The organism is Mycobacterium sp. (assembly GCF_002863225.1).
In the GTDB taxonomy this organism is placed as follows: domain Bacteria; phylum Actinomycetota; class Actinomycetes; order Mycobacteriales; family Mycobacteriaceae; genus Mycobacterium.
The window spans coordinates 23820-43951 of the sequence record NZ_PKEK01000025.1; the positions used below are offsets into that span (position 1 = coordinate 23820).

A 20132-nucleotide genomic window follows, 5' to 3' on the forward strand; every position below is an offset into this window, starting at 1 on the left:
GATCGCTCACGCGTGTCGCCGGGCGGGTATCGGGCGCGCCTGATCGCGGGCGCCGGGGGTTGGACTTACGCTCACGCCATGGCCACGACCGACCGCACACCCGGGACGAGTCGGGCCGAGTCGCTCGCGGCGCACGCCGAGGGCTCGATCTCCGAAGACAGCGTCCTGCTGGCGGCCCGCGAGCGAGCCGCCGACATCGGCGCCGGCGCCGTCACGCCGGCCGTCGGGGCGCTGCTCAGCCTGCTGGCGAAACTCAGCGGCGGCAAGGCCGTTGTCGAGGTCGGCACCGGCGCCGGGGTGAGCAGCTTGTGGCTGCTGTCCGGGATGCGCGACGACGGCGTACTGACCACGATCGACATCGAGCCGGAGCACCAGCGGATCGCCAAGGAGGCGTTCTCCGACGCCGGCATCGGCCCGTCGCGCACCCGGCTGATCGGGGGCCGGGCCCAGGAAGTCCTGACCCGGCTGGCCGACGACTCCTATGACCTGGTCTTCATCGACGCCGACCCGCTCGACCAGCCCGAGTACGTCGTCGAAGGTGTGCGGCTGCTGCGCTCCGGGGGCGTGATCGTGGTGCACGGCGCGGCTGCGGGCGGACGAGCCGGTGACCCGGCGGCGCACGACGCCCAGGTGGCGGCGGTCCGTGAGGCCGCGCGGCTGATCGCCGAGAACGAGCTGCTCACCCCGGCCCTGGTGCCGCTCGGCGACGGCCTGCTGGCCGCCGTTCGCGACTGACGTTCAGCTCTCCAGCACCGCGACCACCTTCTTGGCGGTCGCTTTCGCCGAGCCGGGGTTCTGGCCGGTGACCAGTCTCCCGTCGACGACGACGTGCGGGGCGAAAGGAATCAGGCCTTTGCCGTACTGCGCGCCGCGCTTTTTCATCTCTTCCTCGGCGTTGTAGGGCACCAGCTTGCTGACCCTGGCCAGCACCTCCTCCGACCAGGCGAACCCGGTGAGCTTTCGCCCGGCGACCAAATGCGATCCGTCCGAGAGCGTGGTGTTGAGCAGCCCGCAGTAGCCGTGACAGACCGAGGAGACGACACCGCCGCTCTCGAAGATCTCGCGGGTGATGCATTGCAGGCCTGCGCTATCGGGGAAGTCGAACATCACCGCATGGCCGCCGGTGAAGTAGATCGCGTCGAACTCCTGCCCGTCGATCTCCTCCGGCGAGGGTGTCCGGTGCAGCAGCATCATCTTGCGGTCGTCGGACTTCCACGCTTTCGCGCTCCTGTTGTAGTTCGGGAACTTCACCGATCGCGGCTCCAGCGGTGAACGACCACCCTTCGGGCTGATGATGGTCTGCTGGTAGCCGGCCTTGGCGAACACCTCGTAGGCGTGGCTCAGTTCGGAGAGCCACAGTCCCGTCGGCTCGGACGGGTCGTCGTAGTGCGAGACGTTGCTGACGACGTGCACGATGCGCTTGGTCATGCGTCAAGGGTTTCCCTACCACCCCGGTTTTGCCAACCACCGCGTCGATGAATTCGTGACCGGTCCGCCCTTGACACGTCACTAAACGAGTGTTTAGTGTCTTGAACATGCGTTCAGCCGACGATCTCACCGCCGTGGCGCGGATCCGCGATGCGGCGATCGAACGGTTCGGCGACGAGGGCTTCGCCGTCGGGTTGCGCTCGATCGCCGAGACGGCCGGGGTGAGCGCCGCGCTGGTGATCCATCACTTCGGGTCCAAGGACGGCCTGCGCAAGGCCTGCGACGACTACGTCGCAGAGGAGATCCGCACCGGCAAGTCCGAGGCGATGAACTCCAGCGACCCGGCGACCTGGTTCGCCGCGATGGCCGAGATCGAGGAGTACGCGCCGATGATGGCGTATCTGGTGCGCAGCATGCAGTCCGGCGGCGAGCTGGCGAAGACGTTGTGGCGCAACATGATCGACAACACCAAAAGCTACCTGGACGAGGGTGTGAAGACCGGGATCCTGAAGCCCAGTCGCGACCCGGCCGCCCGGGCAAAATACCTGGCGATCACCGGTGGCGGCGGATTCCTGCTCTACATCCAGATGCATGAAACCCCAACCGATCTGCGGGCGGTGCTGCGCGACTACGCCGACGACATGGTGCTGCCCGCACTCGAGCTGTACACCGATGGGTTGATGACCGACAGCCACATGTATGACGCATTTCTGGCCCAAGCGGAAGGAGAAGGCGATGCATCCCATTGAGATTCACGACCTGAGAAAGGCGTTCGGCAAGGCCCGGGCGCTCGACGGCCTGGAGTTGACGGTGCACGAGGGCGAGGTGCACGGTTTCCTCGGGCCCAACGGAGCCGGGAAGTCGACGACGATCCGGGTGCTGCTCGGCGTGGTGAAGGCCGACAGCGGAACGGCACGCCTGCTCGGCGGTGATCCCTGGGCCGACGCGGTCGAACTGCATCGTCAGATCGCCTACGTACCAGGCGATGTCACGCTGTGGCCGAATCTGACCGGCGGCGAGACCATCGACCTGCTGGCCCGCATGCGCGGCGGTATCGACGAGCACCGGCGCGCCGAGCTGATCGAGCGGTTCGAACTCGATCCGACCAAGAAGGCGCGGACGTACTCCAAGGGAAACCGGCAGAAGGTTTCGCTGATCTCGGCCTTCTCGTCGCGGGCGCGACTGCTGCTGCTCGACGAGCCGAGCAGCGGCCTGGACCCGTTGATGGAGAACATCTTTCAGCAATGCGTCGCCGAGGCCCGCGATCGCGGCGCCACCGTCCTGCTGTCCAGCCACATCCTCGCGGAAACCGAGCGACTGCGTGAGCGGGTGACCATCATCCGCGCCGGCAAGACGGTCGAAAGCGGGACACTGGAGTCGATGCGGCACCTGAGCCGGACGACGATCACCGCCGAACTGCTGCGCGACCCCGGCGACCTCACCCGCATCCGCGGTGTGGAGGACGTCAGCTACCAGGGGACCACGCTGCACGCCCAGGTCGACAGCGAAGGCCTCGGCGAACTGATCCGGGTACTCGGCGACACCGGGGTGCGCAGCCTGGTCAGTCAGCCGCCGACGCTCGAGGAACTCTTCATGCGGCACTACGGCGCCGACGGCCAGCGCGAACTGGCGCGCTCATGAGCACCGCGACGCTGGAACGCGGAGTGCACGAGGCGCCTTCACATGCGTCGGCGTTCACCGGAACCCTCGGCATGCTCCGGCTTTATCTGCGCCGCGACCGGATTGTGCTGCCGCTCTGGGTGCTCCTGCTGTCGACACCGCTGGCAACCGTCTACATCGGCGGCATCGAGAAGGTCTACCCGGACCAGGCGGCGCGCGCCGGCTTCGCCGCCACCATCATGGCCAGCCCGGCGCAGCGGGCACTGTACGGAAACATCTACAACGACAGCCTGGGTGCGACCGGCATCTGGAAAGCCGGCATGTTCCATGTGCTGATCGGTGTGGCGGTGATCCTGACCGTCATCCGCCACACCCGCGCCGACGAGGAAACCGGTCGCGCCGAACTGATCGACTCGACCGCCGTCGGCCGCTACGCCAGCCTGACCGCGGCGCTGCTGTTGTCGTTCGGAGGGTCGCTGTGCACCGGTCTGATCGGGTCGGCCGGACTGCTGGGCACCGACGTCCCGCCGCACGGTTCGCTGGCCTTCGGCGCGGCGCTGGCCTGCTCGGGTCTGGTGTTCACCGCGGTCGCCGCGGTGACCGCTCAACTGTCGACGAGTGCGCGGTTCGGCCGTGGCGCCGCATTCGCCGTGCTGGCAACGGCTTTCACGTTGCGCGCCGCAGGTGACGCCGGGTCGGCCGCACTGTCGTGGCTCTCGCCGCTGGGCTGGTCGCTGCAGGTCCGTCCCTACGCCGGCGATCGGTGGTGGGTGCTGGTGCTGCATCTGGCGACGGCGGCGCTGCTGACCGCGCTGGCGTACCGGCTGCTCGCCCGCCGTGACGTCGGCGCCGGGCTGATCGCCGAACGCCCGGGCCCTTCCAGCGCTACGACGTTGTTGCGCAGCGCTTTCGGGCTGGCCTGGCGGCTGGACCGCGGCGCCCTGCTGCTCTGGACGGTTGGCCTGTGCCTCTACGGCGCGCTGATCGGCAGCATCGTCCACGGCATCGGCGACGAGCTCGGCGGCGACACCGCGCGCGACATCGTCGTGCGGATGGGCGGTACCAAGGTGCTGGAACAGGCATTCGTGGCCGCCGCATTCAGCATGCTGGGCATGATGGCCGCCGCGTTCGCCGTCTCGCTCATCCTGCGGCTGCACCAGGAAGAGACCGGCCAGCGGGCCGAGACGCTGCTGAGCGGGGCGGTGAGCCGAAGTCGCTGGCTGACCGGACATCTGGTGATCGCACTGGTCGGATCGGCCACCGCGATCGTGATCGCCGGCGGGGTCGCGGGGCTGACCTACGGCGTCGCGGCACACGATGTCGGCGGCAAGCTCCCGATGGTGGTCGGCACCGCGCTGGTTCAGTTGCCGGCCGTGTGGCTGCCCGCTGCGCTGACCGTCGTGTTGTTCGGGCTGGCACCACGTTTCAGCTCGGTGGCGTGGGGCGTGCTGACCGGGTTCGTCGCGCTCTACCTGATCGGCGAGTTGTCCGGTTTCCCGCAGTGGGTGCTCGACCTGGAGCCGTTCGCCCACATCCCGCTGGTCGGTGGCGACACATTCACACCCGCGCCCCTGCTCGCCCTGCTGACGATCGACGCCGCGCTGCTCGCACTGGGCCTAGCGGCCTTCCGCCGCCGGGACATCCAGGCGTAGCGGGAGGACGTCATGAAAACCCTTGCCAAAGGCGCACTCTCAGCTGTTCTGGGCTTGGTCGCATTCGGGCTGATGCTGTTCATACCGGCCGGAACCACACACTACTGGCAGGGTTGGGCGTTTCTGGGAGTGTTCACCCTGATCACCTGGATCCCCATCGTCTACCTGAGCCGCACCAATCCCGCGGCACTCGAACGGCGCATGCGAGCCGGGCCCACCGCCGAGGCCCGGCCCCTGCAGCGGATTCTCATCACCGTCATCTTCATCGCGTTCCCGCTGTCGTTCGTGGTCGGCGGTCTCGATCACCGATACGGCTGGTCGTCGATGCCGGTGGCGCTGTCGGTGGTCGGCGACGTGCTGGTCGCGGCCGGGCTCGGCATGGCGATGCTGGTCATTGTTCAAAACGGTTACGCCGCAGCCAATATCACCGTCGAGACCGGGCAGACGCTGGTGTCGACCGGACTGTACGGGCTGGTCCGACACCCGATGTACACCGGCAACGTGGTGCTGATGCTGGGCATCCCGCTGGCGCTCGGCACCTATTGGGACTTCTTCCTCCTGGTCCCCGGGGTGCTGGTGCTGGTGTTGCGCATCCGCGACGAAGAGGACCTGCTGAACCAGGAGCTGGCCGGCTACCGCGAATACACCCAGCGGGTGCGCTACCGGTTGGTGCCCTACGTGTGGTGACGTCGTGACCGGGGTCGCGAAACAGCAGCAGCGGTCGCGAAACCGGCCGTCCCTTGACCATGGCTGCTGTTTCGCGGCAGACGGGCGACGCTAGATCCAGATGCCCTTGCCCACGGCGACCACGCCGCCGGCGCTGATCGCGAAACGCTCGCGATCTTTCTCCAGGTCCACCCCGACCATCTCGCCGGGTAAGATGACGACGTTCTTGTCGAGGATCGCGTGGCGCACCACGGCGCCGCGGCCGACCCGCGCGCCCGGCATGACCACGGCGCCTTCGACGATCGCCCCGTCGTCGATCACGACGTTGGACGACAGCACCGAATTGCGCACGGAGGCAGCCGAGATGATGCTGCCCGCTCCCACCACTGACTCCTGGGCCGAGCCGCCGTTGACGAACTTGGCCGGCGGCAGGTTCTCCGACGCGCCGAGGATCGGCCAGCGCTTGTTGTAGAGGTTGAACACCGGGTGCACCGACACCAGGTCCATGTGCGCGTCGTAGAACGCGTCCAGCGTCCCGACGTCGCGCCAGTATCCGCGGTCGCGTTCGGTGGCGCCCGGCACGTCGTTGTCGTTGAAGTCGTAGACCGCGGCCATCCCGTCGGACACCAGCCGCGGAATGATGTCACCGCCCATGTCGTGGTCGGAGTTGTCCTCGTCGGCGTCGGCTCGGATCGCGTCGATCAGAACCTTGGTGGTGAAGATGTAGTTGCCCATCGACACAAAGGTCGCCTCGGGATCGTCGGGCGTTCCCGGCGGGTCGGGGGGCTTTTCGACGAAGCTGCGAATCCGGCCGGACTCGTCGGCGTCGATGCAGCCGAAGGCGCTGGCCTCCGCGCGCGGCACCCGGATACCGGCCACCGTGGCCCCGGCCCCGCTCTCGACGTGAAAACGCAGCATCTGCTCGGGGTCCATCCGGTAGACGTGGTCGGCACCGAAAACCACGATGTAGTCCGGATCCTCGTCGTAGATCAGGTTCATCGACTGGTAGATCGCGTCCGCCGAGCCGGTGAACCACCGCGGGCCGAGTCGCTGCTGAGCCGGAACCGGGGTGATGTATTCGCCGGCCAATCCCGACAGCCGCCAGTTCTGCGAGATGTGGCGGTCGAGTGAATGCGACTTGTACTGCGTGAGAACGCAGATCCGCAAATAGCGGGCGTTCACCAGATTCGACAGCACGAAGTCGATCAGCCGGTATGCGCCGCCGAAGGGAACCGCGGGCTTGGCGCGGTCGGCGGTCAACGGGTACAGCCGTTTGCCCTCACCCCCGGCCAGGACGATGCCCAGCACGTGCGGTGCTTCCCTCATGCATCAAACCTAACGGCCGTCGCGAACCCCTGCCAGATCAAACCGGGGAATACCCACGCTGCGGGACTGTCCATCAACAAAATTCGATCTCTACAAAGAGACGCCGGTCACATTCTGGCAGGGGGTCGGCCCCTGCGCACTACGCCGGTGACTACTACGGTGCCGGGTATGCGAGTGGCGATGATGACTCGGGAGTACCCGCCGGAAGTCTACGGCGGCGCCGGAGTCCACGTGACCGAGCTCGTCGCGCAACTGCGCAACCTGTGCCAGGTCGACGTGCACTGCATGGGTGCGCCGCGGCCCGGGGCGTTCGCCTATCAACCCGACACCCAACTGCGGGGCGCCAATCCGGCGCTGGCCACCCTGTCGTCGGATCTGGTGATGGCCGCCGCCGCCGCGGACGCCGGCGTGGTGCACAGCCACACCTGGTACGCCGGGATGGCCGGGCACCTGGCGTCGCTGTTGCACGGTGTTCCGCACGTGCTGACGGCGCATTCGCTGGAGCCGCTGCGCCCGTGGAAGGCCGAGCAGCTCGGCGGCGGCTACCGGATCTCGTCGTGGGTCGAACAGACCGCGGTGAACGCCGCCGACGCGGTGATCGCGGTCAGTTCGGGCATGCGTGAGGACGTGTTGCGGGTCTACCCAGGCGTCGACCCCGGCCGAGTTCACGTCGTACGCAACGGAATCGACACCGAAGTCTGGTACCCGGCCCCGCCGCTACCCGGCGAGTCGGTGCTCGCTGAGCTCGGTGTGGACCTCAACCGGCCGATCGTCGCGTTCGTCGGCCGGATCACCCGGCAGAAGGGCGTGTCACACCTGCTGGCGGCGGCCCACGAATTCGCGCCCGACGTGCAGTTGGTGTTGTGCGCCGGGGCGCCCGACACCCCGGAGATCGCCGCGGAGGTCAGTGCCGGAGTCGCCGAGCTGGCCGCCGCACGCAGTGGGGTGTTCTGGGTCAGGGAGATGTTGCCGATCGGTAAGATTCGCGAGATACTCTCGGCAGCAACGGCTTTCGTGTGTCCGTCGGTATACGAGCCACTGGGTATCGTGAATCTGGAAGCGATGGCCTGCGGCACCGCTGTGGTCGCCTCGGACGTCGGCGGCATACCGGAGGTGGTGGACGACGGGGTGACCGGTGCGCTGGTGCACTACGACCCGGACGATGCGGCCGGCTATCAGGCCCGGCTCGCCGCCGGGGTCAACGCGGTGGTCGCCGATCCGCAGCGGGCGGCGCGCTACGGCCAGGCGGGACGACAGCGCTGCATTGCCGAGTTTTCCTGGGCCCAGATCGCGCAACAGACGTTGGAGATCTACCAGAAGGTGTGCGCGTGACACCTGACGTCGCGTGCGGGTGATGCGGCGGGATCTAGCTGGTGACGCCTTTGAGTTCGTCGCCCAGTGCAGCGGCTTCGTCGGGTGTCAGCTCGACAACGAGCCGGCCACCGCCTTCCAGCGGTACCCGCATCACGATGCCGCGCCCCTCCTTCGTCGCTTCCAGTGGACCGTCACCGGTCCGGGGCTTCATCGCCGCCATCGAGCGCTCCCTCCAGATTCGAGCTGGCCCGTCAACTGCACATTCACCAGACCATTGTTCCTTATCCGCGCGAATAGGTGCACATGACCTCCGGCTCGGCGTTTCAAGCGACCGTGCCGGGCACCCAGCACGCCTGTAGGTGATCGTCGACCATCCCGGTCGCCTGCATCAGCGCATAGGCCGTCGTGGGGCCGACGAATTTGAAGCCGCGGCGCTTCAATTCGCGTGCCATGGCGGTGGATTCCGGCGTGACGGCGGGGACGTCGGCCAGCGTCGCGGGCCGCGCCCGGCGGGCCGGCGCGAACGACCACAGCAACTCCGACAGGTCGACGTCGAGGTCCGCGACGGCCCGCGCGTTGGCGATGGTCGCCTCGATCTTCGCCCGGTTGCGGACGATGCCCTCGTCGGCCATCAACCGGGTGATGTCGGCATCGGTGAACCGGGCGACCTTCGCGGGCTTGAACCCGGCGAACGCCTTCCGGAAATTCGCCCGCTTCCGCAGGATGATCAGCCAGGACAGGCCGCTCTGAAAGGCCTCGAGGCTCATCCGCTCGAACAGCGGGACCTGGCCGTGCAACGGCCGGCCCCACTCGTGGTCGTGGTAGTCGCGATAGAGCTCGAAATCGGCGCTGCCAGGCTTACCGATCGCCCAGTCGCAGCGGACCAGCCCGTCGTCAGTCGTCGTCATCGGGGTCATTCTCAGCCTCGTCGCGCGATTCCTCGTTCACGGCGGCGGCATGCACCGACGACAGCTGACCGCGCAGCAGGTCGAGCTCCTGGCCGAGCCGGTCCAGCACCCAGTCGACCTCGCTGGTCTTGTATCCGCGCAGGGTCTGGGTGAACTTGACGGCCTCGACGTCGCCGCGGGTCACGCCGGAGGCCGGCAGCACGGTCGGCGTGGTCCCACGGGGCAGCGGCGGCAGCGGCTCACCACGGCCGAAGAGCAGCGTGGCGACCCCGAACAGCACGATCGCCACCAGGATCAGAACCACCACGTAGAGCAACACCAACGCCACGGCGTCGATATTGCCCTATCGGTCCGACGGTTCCGTGCAGGTGTGGCGGCGCCCGACCGCCACGGGCTTAACGGTGTTCATCGGCGGCCGGTCGGCCAGCGACACCGTCGAGTACCGCGGGGTGAAAGACATCCCGTCCGGGCCGTCGACGAAGAACTGGGTCAGGCCGACGCCGGAGTCGGGAATGCCGCACCGCGACAGCAGGGTCGCAACCACCTGTCGGCTCATCGGCCCCAGCTCGGCCAGCGGCCGATTGCGGTGGGCCCGCACACCGAGATTGACCTGGGCGATCGCGTCGAGGCCCAGCCGGTCGTAGGTGTCGACCAGCAGGCCGATCTCGACGCCGTAGCCCGGCGCGAACGGGACCGAGGTCAGCAGCTCGCGGGACGCCGCGTACTCACCGCCCAGCGGTTGCAGGACGCAGCCCAGTTCCGGTCGCAGCGCAGCCAGCAGCGGCCTGGCCACCAGCTCGGTGACCCGCCCACCCCCGGTGGCGCCCTCGCGGCCGCTGGCGTCCTGGGCGTCGCCGATGTTCAGCGGGCGCCGGTAGAAGCTCTTGACGAGGTGAATGCCGTCCTCGGTGAGCAGCGGGCCGAGCAGCCGCGGAACGAACATCGGATGCGGCTCGATCAGGTCGGAGTCGACGAAGACCACGAAGTCGCCGCTGGTGGCCGCGAGCGACCGCCACAGCACCTCGCCCTTGCCCGGGCGGGGGGCGATCTCGGGCAGGGCCTGCTCGCGGGTGACGACGCGCGCGCCGGCGGCAATGGCCCGGATCTCGGTGTCGTCGGTGGATCCGGAGTCGAGCACGATCAGCTCGTCGACCAGCCCGCCGACCAGCGGCGAGATGCTCTCGATGACCGACTCGACGGTGTCTTCCTCGTTGAGCGCAGGCAACACCACCGAGATGGTCCGGCCGGCTTTGGCCGCTTCCAGCTCGTCGACCGTCCACTGCGGACGGGTCCAGCTACGGTCGGCCAGCCAGACATCGCCCGGCGAGGCGGCCAGTGCCCCCTCGGCGGCGAGATCGACCAGCTCAGATGCCGTCATGCCAGTCCTCTCACGGTGCGCGCCGGCGGGCGTTGCCCGTGGATCGACGCCACCATCTCCAACACCCGTCGGGTCGGCCCGACCTCGTGCACCCGGAACATTCTGGCTCCCGCCGCCGCTGCCAGCGCGGTGGCGGCCAGGGTTCCCTCCAGACGTTCGGTCAGGTCCACCCCAAGAGTCTCCCCGACGAAATCTTTGTTGCTCAACGCCATCAAAATCGGCCACCCGGTGTTAACAAGATCTTCCATGTGCCGCAACAGCGCCAACCCGTGAAAAGTGTTCTTGCCGAAGTCGTGGGTCGGGTCGAGCAAAACCCGGTCGCGAGCCACCCCGGCGGCGACGGCCCGTTCGGCCGCGGCGGTGACTTCGCCGATCACGTCGTCGACGACGCCGCGGACGGTGGTCCCATAGCTGACCCGGAACGGGCGGGTTCTCGGCCGTGCGCCCCCGGTGTGCGAGCACACCAGGCCGGCGCCGAATTCGGCCGCTACCTCGGGCATCGCGGGATCATAGCCGCCCCAGCTGTCGTTGATCAGGTCCGCGCCGGCCCGGCAGGCCAGCCGCGCCACCTCCGAACGCCAGGTGTCGATGCTGATCAGTTGGTCGGGGTAGGCGTCGCGCAACCACTCGATGAACGGCACCACCCGGGCGACTTCGGCGTCCGCGTCGATGCGCTCCCCCGGGCCCGCTTTGACGCCACCCACATCGATCACGTCGGCGCCCTCGGCGACCAGCCGGTGCACGGCGGCCCGGGCGGCGTCATCGGCGAAATTCGCGCCGCGGTCGTAGAACGAGTCCGGGGTGCGGTTGACGATGGCCATGATCAATGCGCGCTCGTCGCTCACCGGGCGACCGCACAGAGTGGACTGCACGAGTCCATGGTGCCTGGTGTCGGCGGCATGCCGGTTCTGAGGGTCTGGACTCAGCAGCATCGTCCGTCACCGACCACCGCCGGCTGATATCGCCGGTGGTCACGGTTTGAAAATCGGGTGGCACCCCACTGCCGGTGCCGATGTGGCAGATGTGGCGAATCAGCCCTGCGGCCGACTGCCGTCGGCGACTTCCTGGGGATAGTCGTCGTAGAAGGGCACGTAGCCCTCGTCGCGCCCGGCCAGCACGTACACCGGGTCTTCGATGTCGGTGCTGTAAGCCTGCTCGCGCAGGTCCACCTTGCGGCTCTTGAACGTGCTGGTCGCCTCCAGCGACTCGACCAGCCGGATGAACAGCGGCAGCGCGTACGCTGGCAACTTCTCGTAGACGGTCCGGGCGAGCGACTTGCCGTCGAACTCGGCGCCCTCGCGCAGCTTGACCGCGGCCATCCCGGCGCGACCGCCGGTGTTCGGCACCTCGACCCCGAACACCGTGCACTCCTCCACCGACTTGTCGGAACTCAGCGCCCGCTCCACCTGGGTGGTGGCGACGTTCTCGCCCTTCCAGCGGAAGGTGTCACCGAGCCGGTCGACGAAGGCGGCGTGGCCCATGCCCTGCGGGCTCATCACGTCGCCAGTGTTGAAGTAACAGTCGCCTTTGCGAAACGCGTTGCGTACCAACTTCTTCTCGCTGGCACTCTTGTCGGTGTAGCCGTCGAACGGCTGTAGCTTGCTGACCGGGCTGAGCAGCAGGCCGGGTTCGCCGGAGGGCACTTTCTGCACCCATCCGTCGTCGCCACGCTGCGGTTCGCCGGTGTCGGCGTCGTAGGCGACGTAGGCGACCGGCAGCGCCGCCCAGCCCGCCGATCGCGGCACGTTGAACACGTTGATGAAGGCGGTGTTTCCCTCACTGGCCGCGTAGAACTCGCAGACCCGGCCGATGTTGAACCGCTTGGTGAACTCGTCCCAGATCTCGGGGCGCAACCCGTTTCCGGCGATCAGCCGCACCTTGTGGGCGCGGTCGGTGGGCTTCTCGGGCTGGTTCAGCAGATACCGGCAGATCTCACCGATGTAGATGAAAGCCGTTGCCTTGCTGGCGATCACTTCGTCCCAGAACCGTGACGCGGAGAACGACTTGCCGAGCGCCAGCGTCGCCCCGGAGTTGATCACCGATCCGACGGCGACCGTCAGCGCGTTGTTGTGGTAGAGCGGCAGGCAGCTGTAGAGCGTGTCAGAGCTCTTGAGCCGCAGGCCAAGTCCGCCGAACACCGCCAGCGCCGACAGCCAGCGCTTGTGGGTCATCACGCTGGCCTTCGGGTGGCCGGTGGTGCCCGACGTGAAGATGTAGAACGCGGTGTCCTTGGCCAGAACGGCGGACGCCGACGGCGGGTTGGTGGTCGGCGCGGTGGCCGACAGGCGTTCCATCTCCTCGATGGTCGTCGGGGCGATGGTGGCGGCGCCGCACTCGTCCACCGCGTCGACGAAGTCGGATTCGATGACCAGAGCCTTCGCTTCCAGCAGGCCGATGCTGTGCGCCAGCACGTCACCGCGCTGGTGGTAGTTGAGCATCCCGGCGACCGCGCCACACTTGACCGCCGCCAGCATCATCAGCACGGCGTTGGGTGAGTTGCGCAGCATGATCCCGACGACGTCGCCGCGGCCGACACCGCGGGCGGCCAGCACGGCCGCGTACCGGTTGGCGGCGGCGTTGGCTTCGCGGTAGGTCAGCTGCTCGTCGCCGAACCGGATGAAGATCCGGTCGCCGTAGCGTTCGGCGCGGTCCTGGAAGACCTTGCCGATCGAGACTTTGAAGTTCGGCTGCGCCCGGGCGAGCGTGAGAATGCTGCGGGCGATCACCGGGAGGTCGGCCAATACCGCGGGCGCCCGCGTCGCGATGTCCAGCAGTCCGATCGACGTGCCAGGACCCGATGTGTCAGTTCCGGAGTTGTTGTCGGACACGTCCACCCTCATTTCGCGCGCCTGCAGGTCGCGGGTCAGCCTAATCGCCGCGGCAGGCCGCCAGCGCTGCGCCTACCTCGTCGACGATCACCAGCCGGTTCATCGCGGCCTGCGAGACGTATCCGGTGTCGACGAGCCCGCTTAACCAGGCGCGCAGTCCGTCGAAGTGCCCGCCGGGGTCCAGCATGACCACCGGCTTGTCGTGCATGCCGAGGTAGGCGCCCGTCCAGGCCTCGAAGAACTCCTCGAGGGTGCCGATGCCGCCCGGCAGCGTGATGAACGCGTCGGCGCGGTCCTCCATGATCTGTTTTCGCTCGCGCATGGTGTCGGTGACGATCAGCTCGTCGGCGTCGTGGTCGGCGACCTCGCGACTGACCAGCATCTTCGGAATGACCCCGACCGTCCGGCCGCCGTGGGCGCGGGCAGCGACGGCCAGCGCGCCCATCGCCGAGACGTTGCCGCCACCCCAGACCAGGGTCCACCCGCGGTCGGCGATCGCGGCGCCGACTTCGGCGGCCAGCGCCAGCAGCTCGGGGTCGGTGGGGCCGGACGCGCAGTAGACACAGACCGCCCAGGGCTGGGCTGCACCGGGGTCGCGGGACACACACGCAACGTAGACCCCCGTTGCCGCCGAGCGCATTTGGGCCTAACCGCATACCGTCTGGTGCTCGCGCCATAAAATCCGGCGGTGCCGAGTGCCTGGATTGCTGCGCCGCAGGACGCCGTGCTGCGCGAGGTCGCAGCCGCTCTGGACGACCCCCGGCATCGCGGCGTGGCGATCGTCGGGCCCGACGGGGCCGGCAAGACGCAGTTGGCCCGCGCCGCGGCGGCGCCGGACGCCTCCTGGGTGGTGGGGACCGCGACCGGGCGGGCGATCCCGTTCGGTGCGTTCCGCGCGCTGCTGGCCGACGGGCAGATGAGCGACGAGGCCCGTCCGGCCGAGCTGTTGCGGGCCGCCCAGGATCGGCTCGCCGGCCGGGAACTGTTCGTCGTCGACGACGCCCACCAGCTGGACCGGATGTCGGCCACGCTGATCTACCAGCTGGCGCTCAGCGGCGCGACACGGCTGATCGTCACCGTCCGATCCGGCGCCGAGCTGCCCGACGCCGTCTCGGCGCTGTGGGACGACGGGTTGCTGACCCGGGTCGAGGTCACCGCGCCGGATACGGCTGCCGACCTGACGGCACGGGTCGACGACTATCTTGCCGCGCTGCCGTCAGCCGCACGTACGGCGCTGGACTATCTGGCGCTGGCCGAGCCGCTGCGGCGTGTCGACCTGACCGCGCTGGCCGGCGACGACGCCGTCGGGCAGGCTGAGGCCGCCGACGCGGTGACGGTCGACGACGACGCCATGGTCTACGCGGCCCACCCGCTGTACGCGGCCCGGGCGGGGGCGGCGCAGGCGCCGGATACCGCGCGGGCGCTGCGGATGGCGCTGCTCGGACAACTCGCCGACCACGGTCACATCGGTGACCGGCTGCGGCTCGCGGCGCTGGCTGTCGACGCCCCGGGTGACGGCCCAGTTGACGACGACGGCCGGCGCGACGACCTGGCGGGCGCGGCGCAATTGGCGCTGCGGTTCGGCGAGCTGACCTTCGCCGAACGGCTGGCCCGCGCGGCGCTGGATCGTCGCGACGAGCTGCCGGCCCGGCTGGCGCTGGGATACGCGCTGGCCTGGCAGGGCCGCGGCCGGGAGGCCGATGCGGCACTGGCCGCCGTGGACCCCGATCGGCTGTCGCCGCCCGAGCTGATGGCCTGGGCGTTGCCGCGGGCGGCCAACCAGTTCTGGATGCTCGGCGAACCCGCGCAGGCCACCGCGTTTCTGCAGACCACCCGCAGCCGCGTCCCGTCGCCGGGCGCGCAGGCCACCCTCGACGCGTTGACCGCCACGTTCGCGATGAACGCCGGCACGCCGCTGCGGACCCTGCGGATCGCCGACGAGGTGTTGGCGTCGCCGCACGCCGACGGGGTCGCGGTGGGGTGGGCCGCTTCGGCGGCGGCTCTGAGCGCGGCCCGCACCGGGAAGTTCGGCGACGTCGAGACGCTGGCCCGGCGCGCGACGGCTGCCGACCATCCAGGGTTGCTGCGGTTCACCAGCGGCTTCGGCCGGATCACCGCTCTGGTGCTGGCCGGCCGGCTGACCGAGGCCCGCACGCTGGCCCAGCGCTACACCGATTTCGCCGAGCTGCAGCAGCCCGGCCGGGCGATCGGCGAGACGCTGGTCGGCTATGTGGCGATCGCGCAGGGCGATTTCGACACCGCCGTGACATTGCTCAGCCGCGCGGCCGACCCGCTGGCCCGCACCGGCTACTCCTGGGGCCCGCTGTCGCTGATGCTGCTGGCCCAGGCGCTGGGGCAGCAGGGTGAACAACTGCACGCGGCAAAGGCTTTCAGTCGCGCGGAGTCGCTGCATGGGCTGAAGTCGGCGTTGTTCGCGCCGGAGCTGGCGTTGGCCAAGGCGTGGTCGAAGGCGGCTCACGGCGATACCACCGGTGCGATCGAAGCCGCGCGGGAAGCGGTGCAGACCGCGGAGCGCGGCGGGCAGTCGGCGATAGCGCTGCGCGCGGTGCAGGACTGCACGCGCCTCGGCGACGTGCGGGCCGCACAACGGGCCGGGCGGCTGGCCGGCGAGGTGGACTGCGTGCTGGGACGACTGACGCTGGCGCACGCCCGGGCGCTGGCCGCGGGCGATGCCGCCGGGCTGGCCGACGTCGCCGCCGACCTGGCCGATCGCGGACTACATCCGGCGGCCGCCGATGCCACCGCCCAGGCGAAGCGGGTGTGAGCGCTCACCCTGCGCACGCTCCCCGGTAGATGCATTTGCTATCGACCGCAGATGCCACCCGCTGACCGACAAATCAGCGATTACTGAACGGCATGAATGATGACGTACGTAAAAGTGCGCTTCATTAAATCAGTAAGCGTCCTTCGAGCTGCTTTTATACGGTGGTCAACAATTTTTCGATCAGTAAATCAGGGAACTGATGCGTTCCGCATGCAGATAATAGCAGTCGATTGATGTTTTCATTCTCAGCCAATTTTTCGCAGCCGATTAAGATTTGCCAAGCGTAAATGTATAGCGTCGTGGATATCAAAGTTCCATTGACCAAGGAGCATACGAGATGTCTATTTCGTTGGCATCAGCCCGTCGCTTCACGATCGGCGCCACCAGTGCCGGCGTGTTGGCGGGCGCACTGCTGTTGGGGGTCGCACCGGCGGCGAACGCTGCGCCCGCGGCCGGGGCCGGACCGGCCCACTCCGCACCGGCTGGGTTGCAACCCGCGCATCCCGGTGGCTGGGGCCCCGGCCCGGGGCCTGGGGGTCCTGGACCCGGCCCTGGCGGCTGGGGTCCCGGCCCAGGGCCGGGCTGGGGACCTCCGGGTCCTGGACCCGCCGGATGGGGACCAGGTCCCGGACCGGGCTGGGGACCTCCAGGGCCGTGGGGACCTCCCGGCCCCTGGGGACCTCCCGGCCCAGGACCCGGTCCGTGGGGACCGCCTCCCCCGGTGCCGCCGTTCTGGTGACAGCCGATTGCACCCCGCGCCCGCCACCCGCCGGCTTGAATGACGGCGCGTCCGGCTAGCGGCTCAGGTAGGCGCGCAGCATGGTGACGGCGTCGGTGATCCGGTGCACCGGAACCAATTCGTCACGGGTGTGCGCGAGGTTGGGGTCGCCGGGCCCGTAGTTGACCGCGGCCACACCACGGGCGGCGAACCGCGACACGTCGGTCCAGCCGTACTTCGCCCGCACCTGCCCACCGGCCGCGTCGACGAGCGCCCGGGCCGCGGGCGCGGACAAACCGGGCAGTGCCCCGGTGGCCGCATCGGTCTGCTCGATCCGTACATCCAGGCCGTCGAACACCTCGTGGACGTGGCGCAGCGCGGCGTCGGCCGACCGATCGGGCGCGAACCGGAAGTTCACCGTCACCGACGCGGCGTCGGGGATCACGTTGCCGGCCACCCCGCCGTCGATGCGCACCGCCGAAAGTCCTTCGCGGTACACACATCCGTCGATGTCGACGCTGCGGGCCTCGTACGCCGCGAGCCGATCGAGCACCGCGCCCAGCTTGTGGATCGCGTTGTCACCCAACCACGACCGCGCGGAATGGGCTCGAGTCCCGTTGGCCTGGATGACGACCCGCAAAGTGCCCTGGCAGCCCGCTTCGATGTAACCACCGGTCGGCTCGCCGAGAATCGCCACGTCGGCGGTCAGCCAGTCCGGCAGCTCGCGTTCGATGCGGCCCAAACCGTTTGCGCTTGCTTCGATTTCCTCACAGTCGTAGAACACCAGGGTCAGGTCGTGGGCGGGCGCGGTGATCGTCGCCGCCAGGTGCAGGAAGACCGCGTCGCCGGACTTCATGTCGCTGGTGCCACAGCCGTGCAGCGACTCGGCGTCGCGGCGGCTCGGCAGATTGCCGGCTGCGGGCACGGTGTCGAGATGGCCGGCCAGCAGTACCCGGCTCGGCAGACCCAACGCGGTGCGGGCCAGCACCGCGTTGCCGTTGCGGACCACCTCGTAACCCAGGGCGGGGGGCGTCTGCGCCCGCAACGCCGCCTCGACCTCGTCGGCGATGCGTTCTTCGTGCCGCGACTCGCTGGGAATGTCGACCAGAGCGGCCGTCAGCTCGATCGGGTCACCGCGGAGGTCCAGCACGGTGCCAGCGTAGTGGGTCGGTAGCGTGAAGCCCGTGACTGCAGCTTCGGGTATTGGGCTGGCGACGCTGGCCGCCAACGGATCGGTTCTCGACACTTGGTTCCCCGCACCGGAACTGATCGCCACCGGCGAACCCGGCACCACCCGGTTGTCGGTGGCCGAGGTTCCCGACGACCTGGCCGTGCTGGCCGGCCGCGACGAGGAGCGCGACGTCGAAACCGTCGTGGTGCGCACTGTGATCGGTTCGCTGGACGACAAGGCCGTCGACGCCTACGACGCTTATCTACGGCTGCATCTGCTCTCGCACCGGCTGGTCGCCCCGCACGGGCTCAACGCCGACGGGTTGTTCGGGGTGCTGACCAACGTCGTATGGACCAGCCACGGCCCCTGTGCCGTCGAGGGTTTCGAGTTGACCCGGGCCCGGTTACGCGGGCGCGGACCGGTCGCGGTCTACGGCGTGGACAAGTTTCCGCGGATGGTCGACTACGTCGTGCCGAGCGGGGTGCGCATCGCCGACGCCGACCGGGTGCGGCTCGGTGCGCATCTGGCTTCCGGCACCACCGTGATGCACGAGGGCTTCGTCAACTTCAATGCGGGCACGCTGGGCACCTCGATGGTCGAGGGCCGCATCTCGGCGGGCGTCGTGGTCGGCGACGGTTCCGACGTCGGCGGCGGGGCGTCGATCATGGGAACGCTGTCCGGTGGCGGTACCCAGGTGATCTCGCTCGGCAAGCACTGCCTGCTCGGCGCGAACTCGGGGCTGGGCATCCCGCTGGGTGACGATTGCGTCGTCGAAGCCGGTCTCTACGTCACCGCGGGTACGAAAGTCGTTTTGCCAGATGGCAATTCGATCAAGGCGCGCGAGCTGGCCGGTGGCAGCAACCTGTTGTTCCGCCGCAACTCGGTGAGCGGCGCGGTCGAGGTCGTCGAGCGCAGCGGCCGCGGCATCGCCTTGAACGAGGACCTGCACGCCAACTGATCACGCGAACACCTGCCGGGGCATGACCGTCGGCTTGACGCCGTAGTGCCGAATTGTCACGCGGAGCGGAGCGCAGTTCCCTTGGTCTCGGGAAGCAGATAGGTGCAGCCGAAGCTGGCCAACGCGAGACCGGCGAGCATGACGCCGACGGCCCAGGTCCCGTAGGCCGCCTGCACGGTTCCGGCAATCAGCGGTGGCAGCGCGGCGCCGAAGATCCCGGCGAGGTTGATCGCCAGAGCCGATCCGCTGTAGCGGTAGCGGGTCGCGAAGAGCTCGGGAATGAACGCGCCCGTCGGCCCGGATCCGATTGCGGCGATCGCCAGCATTCCGATCACTGCGATCGCGTAGCAGAGCGGCGCCCCGGTGTTGATCAACGGAACCACCGCGAGTGCCCACAGCGCGCAACCCGCCCAGCCCAGCATCATCATGCGGCGCCGGCCCACCCGGTCGCTCACGATGGCCGAGATCGTCACGACCGTGATGCTCGCCAGCCCGCCGAGCGCCCCGACGGTCCAGATGAAGCTCCGGCTGTAGCCGAAGTGCGAGTGGGCGAAGTGGGGCAGGTAGGTGTGCGCCATATAGACGGAACTCATCCCGCTCAAGATGCTCCCGCCGGCCAGGACGGTTTCTCGCCGCTGGTTGCGAAGCAGTTCGGTGATCGGAGCTTTGGGAACCTGCCGGTGGGCCTCTTCTTCGGCGAACACCGGCGTCTCGTCGATTCTCAGCCGCACATACAGCGCAATTCCGACCAGCACCGAACTGAGCAGGAACGGTATGCGCCACCCCCAGCGCATGAACGCGAGGCTGCTCTCGCCGATGCTCACACTGACGCCCAGAAACGTCAGGCTGGTGAGAATTGCCGCGACACCGCCGCCCAGCAGGGTGAACATGCCGTAGCGGCCGCGTTTGCCGGCCGGCGCGTACTCGACGCTCAGCAACGCCGATCCGGCCCACTCACCGCCGGCGGCGAACCCCTGCACCAGTCGCAGCAAGACCAGGATGACTGGCGCGGCGACACCGATGCTGGCCGTGGTCGGGACCAGGCCGACCCCGACCGTCGCAACCGCCATGATCAGCAGGGTGGCGATCAAGGACTTCTTGCGACCCAACCGGTCGCCGAGGTAGCCGAACGTGGCGCCGCCGATGGGCCTGGACACAAAGGCGCTGGCGAAGGTGCCCATCGAAGCGATCGTCGCGACCGTCGGGCTTAACTGCGGGAAGAAGACGGTGGGAAACACCAGCGCCGCCGCGGTGCCGTAGATCAGGAAGTCGTAGAACTCGATCGCCGAGCCGACCAGACAGGCGGCGGCAACGCGGCTCATCGGCGTCGCGGCGGGCGCGTCTGCGATCATCGTCGTTTCGCCGGCGGGGTGCACGGCT

19 protein-coding genes are annotated in these 20132 nt (G+C 68.7%); 8 read left to right on the forward strand and 11 right to left on the reverse strand.

Annotated features, from left to right (window positions below; genetic code table 11):
- The first annotated feature begins 78 nt into the window (after positions 1–78).
- On the forward strand, positions 79–735 hold the full coding sequence (locus CYU59_RS05800; protein WP_292976840.1) for an O-methyltransferase: 657 nt from the start codon (positions 79–81) through the stop codon (positions 733–735).
- A gap of 3 nt (positions 736–738) precedes the next feature.
- On the opposite strand, the gene CYU59_RS05805 is transcribed toward CYU59_RS05800, so the two are convergent.
- Positions 739–1428, reverse strand: a complete 690-nt coding sequence (locus tag CYU59_RS05805) for a type 1 glutamine amidotransferase domain-containing protein (RefSeq protein ID WP_292976841.1) — start codon at positions 1426–1428, stop codon at positions 739–741.
- Between the two features lie 107 nt (positions 1429–1535).
- Between CYU59_RS05805 and CYU59_RS05810 the strand changes: the two genes are divergently transcribed.
- Genes CYU59_RS05810 through CYU59_RS05825 form a run of 4 tightly spaced genes read left to right on the forward strand, consistent with a single transcriptional unit; the run spans position 1536 to position 5387 of the window.
- On the forward strand, positions 1536–2177 hold the full coding sequence (locus CYU59_RS05810; RefSeq protein WP_292976842.1) for a TetR family transcriptional regulator: 642 nt from the start codon (positions 1536–1538) through the stop codon (positions 2175–2177).
- Positions 2164–3069 carry an ABC transporter ATP-binding protein gene (locus CYU59_RS05815; RefSeq protein WP_292976843.1) on the forward strand — a complete coding sequence of 302 codons (906 nt, stop codon included), beginning with the start codon at positions 2164–2166 and terminating at the stop codon, positions 3067–3069. Before CYU59_RS05810 ends, CYU59_RS05815 begins: the two co-directional genes overlap by 14 nt.
- Positions 3066–4700, forward strand: a complete 1635-nt coding sequence (locus CYU59_RS05820; RefSeq protein WP_292976844.1) for an ABC transporter permease — start codon at positions 3066–3068, stop codon at positions 4698–4700. The genes CYU59_RS05815 and CYU59_RS05820 overlap by 4 nt, the downstream gene beginning before the upstream one ends.
- A 12-nt stretch (positions 4701–4712) precedes the next feature.
- Complete coding sequence (locus CYU59_RS05825; protein ID WP_292976845.1) at positions 4713–5387, forward strand: isoprenylcysteine carboxylmethyltransferase family protein; 675 nt, start codon at positions 4713–4715, stop codon at positions 5385–5387.
- A 90-nt stretch (positions 5388–5477) separates the two neighbouring features.
- Here the strand turns inward: CYU59_RS05825 and glgC are convergent, their stop codons facing one another.
- Complete coding sequence (gene glgC, locus CYU59_RS05830; RefSeq protein ID WP_292976846.1) at positions 5478–6692, reverse strand: glucose-1-phosphate adenylyltransferase; 1215 nt, start codon at positions 6690–6692, stop codon at positions 5478–5480.
- 168 nt (positions 6693–6860) lie between these two features.
- On the opposite strand from glgC, the gene glgA reads away from it, so the two are divergent.
- Entirely contained in the window at positions 6861–8024 is a 1164-nt protein-coding gene (glgA, locus tag CYU59_RS05835; RefSeq protein ID WP_292980453.1) for a glycogen synthase, read from the forward strand.
- Positions 8025–8058: 34 nt separating this feature from the next.
- Here the strand turns inward: glgA and CYU59_RS05840 are convergent, their stop codons facing one another.
- From CYU59_RS05840 to CYU59_RS05870, 7 genes are all read right to left on the reverse strand, one after another.
- Positions 8059–8226: a DUF3117 domain-containing protein gene (locus CYU59_RS05840; RefSeq protein ID WP_003406247.1), complete on the reverse strand. Its 168-nt coding sequence runs from the start codon at positions 8224–8226 to the stop codon at positions 8059–8061.
- A 103-nt stretch (positions 8227–8329) separates the two neighbouring features.
- Positions 8330–8914 (reverse strand): DNA-3-methyladenine glycosylase I, encoded by a 585-nt coding sequence (locus CYU59_RS05845; protein WP_292980226.1) that lies wholly within the window; start codon positions 8912–8914, stop codon positions 8330–8332.
- The gene (locus CYU59_RS05850; RefSeq protein WP_292980229.1) at positions 8901–9242 is read right to left on the reverse strand and encodes a DivIVA domain-containing protein; all 342 of its coding nucleotides are present in this window, start codon (positions 9240–9242) and stop codon (positions 8901–8903) included. The genes CYU59_RS05845 and CYU59_RS05850 overlap by 14 nt, the downstream gene beginning before the upstream one ends.
- Before the next feature lie 15 nt (positions 9243–9257).
- On the reverse strand, positions 9258–10292 hold the full coding sequence (locus tag CYU59_RS05855; protein ID WP_292980233.1) for a glucosyl-3-phosphoglycerate synthase: 1035 nt from the start codon (positions 10290–10292) through the stop codon (positions 9258–9260).
- A complete protein-coding gene (gene folP / locus CYU59_RS05860) occupies positions 10289–11113 on the reverse strand; it encodes a dihydropteroate synthase (RefSeq protein ID WP_292980456.1) in 825 nt (274 codons plus the stop codon). Before folP ends, CYU59_RS05855 begins: the two co-directional genes overlap by 4 nt.
- A gap of 210 nt (positions 11114–11323) precedes the next feature.
- Entirely contained in the window at positions 11324–13120 is a 1797-nt protein-coding gene (fadD6, locus tag CYU59_RS05865) for a long-chain-acyl-CoA synthetase FadD6 (RefSeq protein WP_292980236.1), read from the reverse strand.
- Between the two features lie 40 nt (positions 13121–13160).
- On the reverse strand, positions 13161–13724 hold the full coding sequence (locus CYU59_RS05870; RefSeq protein ID WP_292980239.1) for a TIGR00730 family Rossman fold protein: 564 nt from the start codon (positions 13722–13724) through the stop codon (positions 13161–13163).
- An 84-nt stretch (positions 13725–13808) separates the two neighbouring features.
- Between CYU59_RS05870 and CYU59_RS05875 the strand changes: the two genes are divergently transcribed.
- On the forward strand, positions 13809–15905 hold the full coding sequence (locus tag CYU59_RS05875; protein WP_292980242.1) for an AAA family ATPase: 2097 nt from the start codon (positions 13809–13811) through the stop codon (positions 15903–15905).
- Between the two features lie 794 nt (positions 15906–16699).
- Here the strand turns inward: CYU59_RS05875 and dapE are convergent.
- The gene (gene dapE / locus CYU59_RS05880; protein WP_292980245.1) at positions 16700–17773 is read right to left on the reverse strand and encodes a succinyl-diaminopimelate desuccinylase; all 1074 of its coding nucleotides are present in this window, start codon (positions 17771–17773) and stop codon (positions 16700–16702) included.
- A gap of 25 nt (positions 17774–17798) precedes the next feature.
- On the opposite strand from dapE, the gene dapD reads away from it, so the two are divergent.
- On the forward strand, positions 17799–18752 hold the full coding sequence (gene dapD, locus CYU59_RS05885) for a 2,3,4,5-tetrahydropyridine-2,6-dicarboxylate N-succinyltransferase (RefSeq protein ID WP_292980248.1): 954 nt from the start codon (positions 17799–17801) through the stop codon (positions 18750–18752).
- 56 nt (positions 18753–18808) lie between these two features.
- Here dapD and CYU59_RS05890 read toward each other — a convergent pair whose 3' ends face one another.
- Entirely contained in the window at positions 18809–20074 is a 1266-nt protein-coding gene (locus tag CYU59_RS05890) for an MFS transporter (protein ID WP_292980459.1), read from the reverse strand.
- Positions 20075–20132 lie beyond the last annotated feature (58 nt).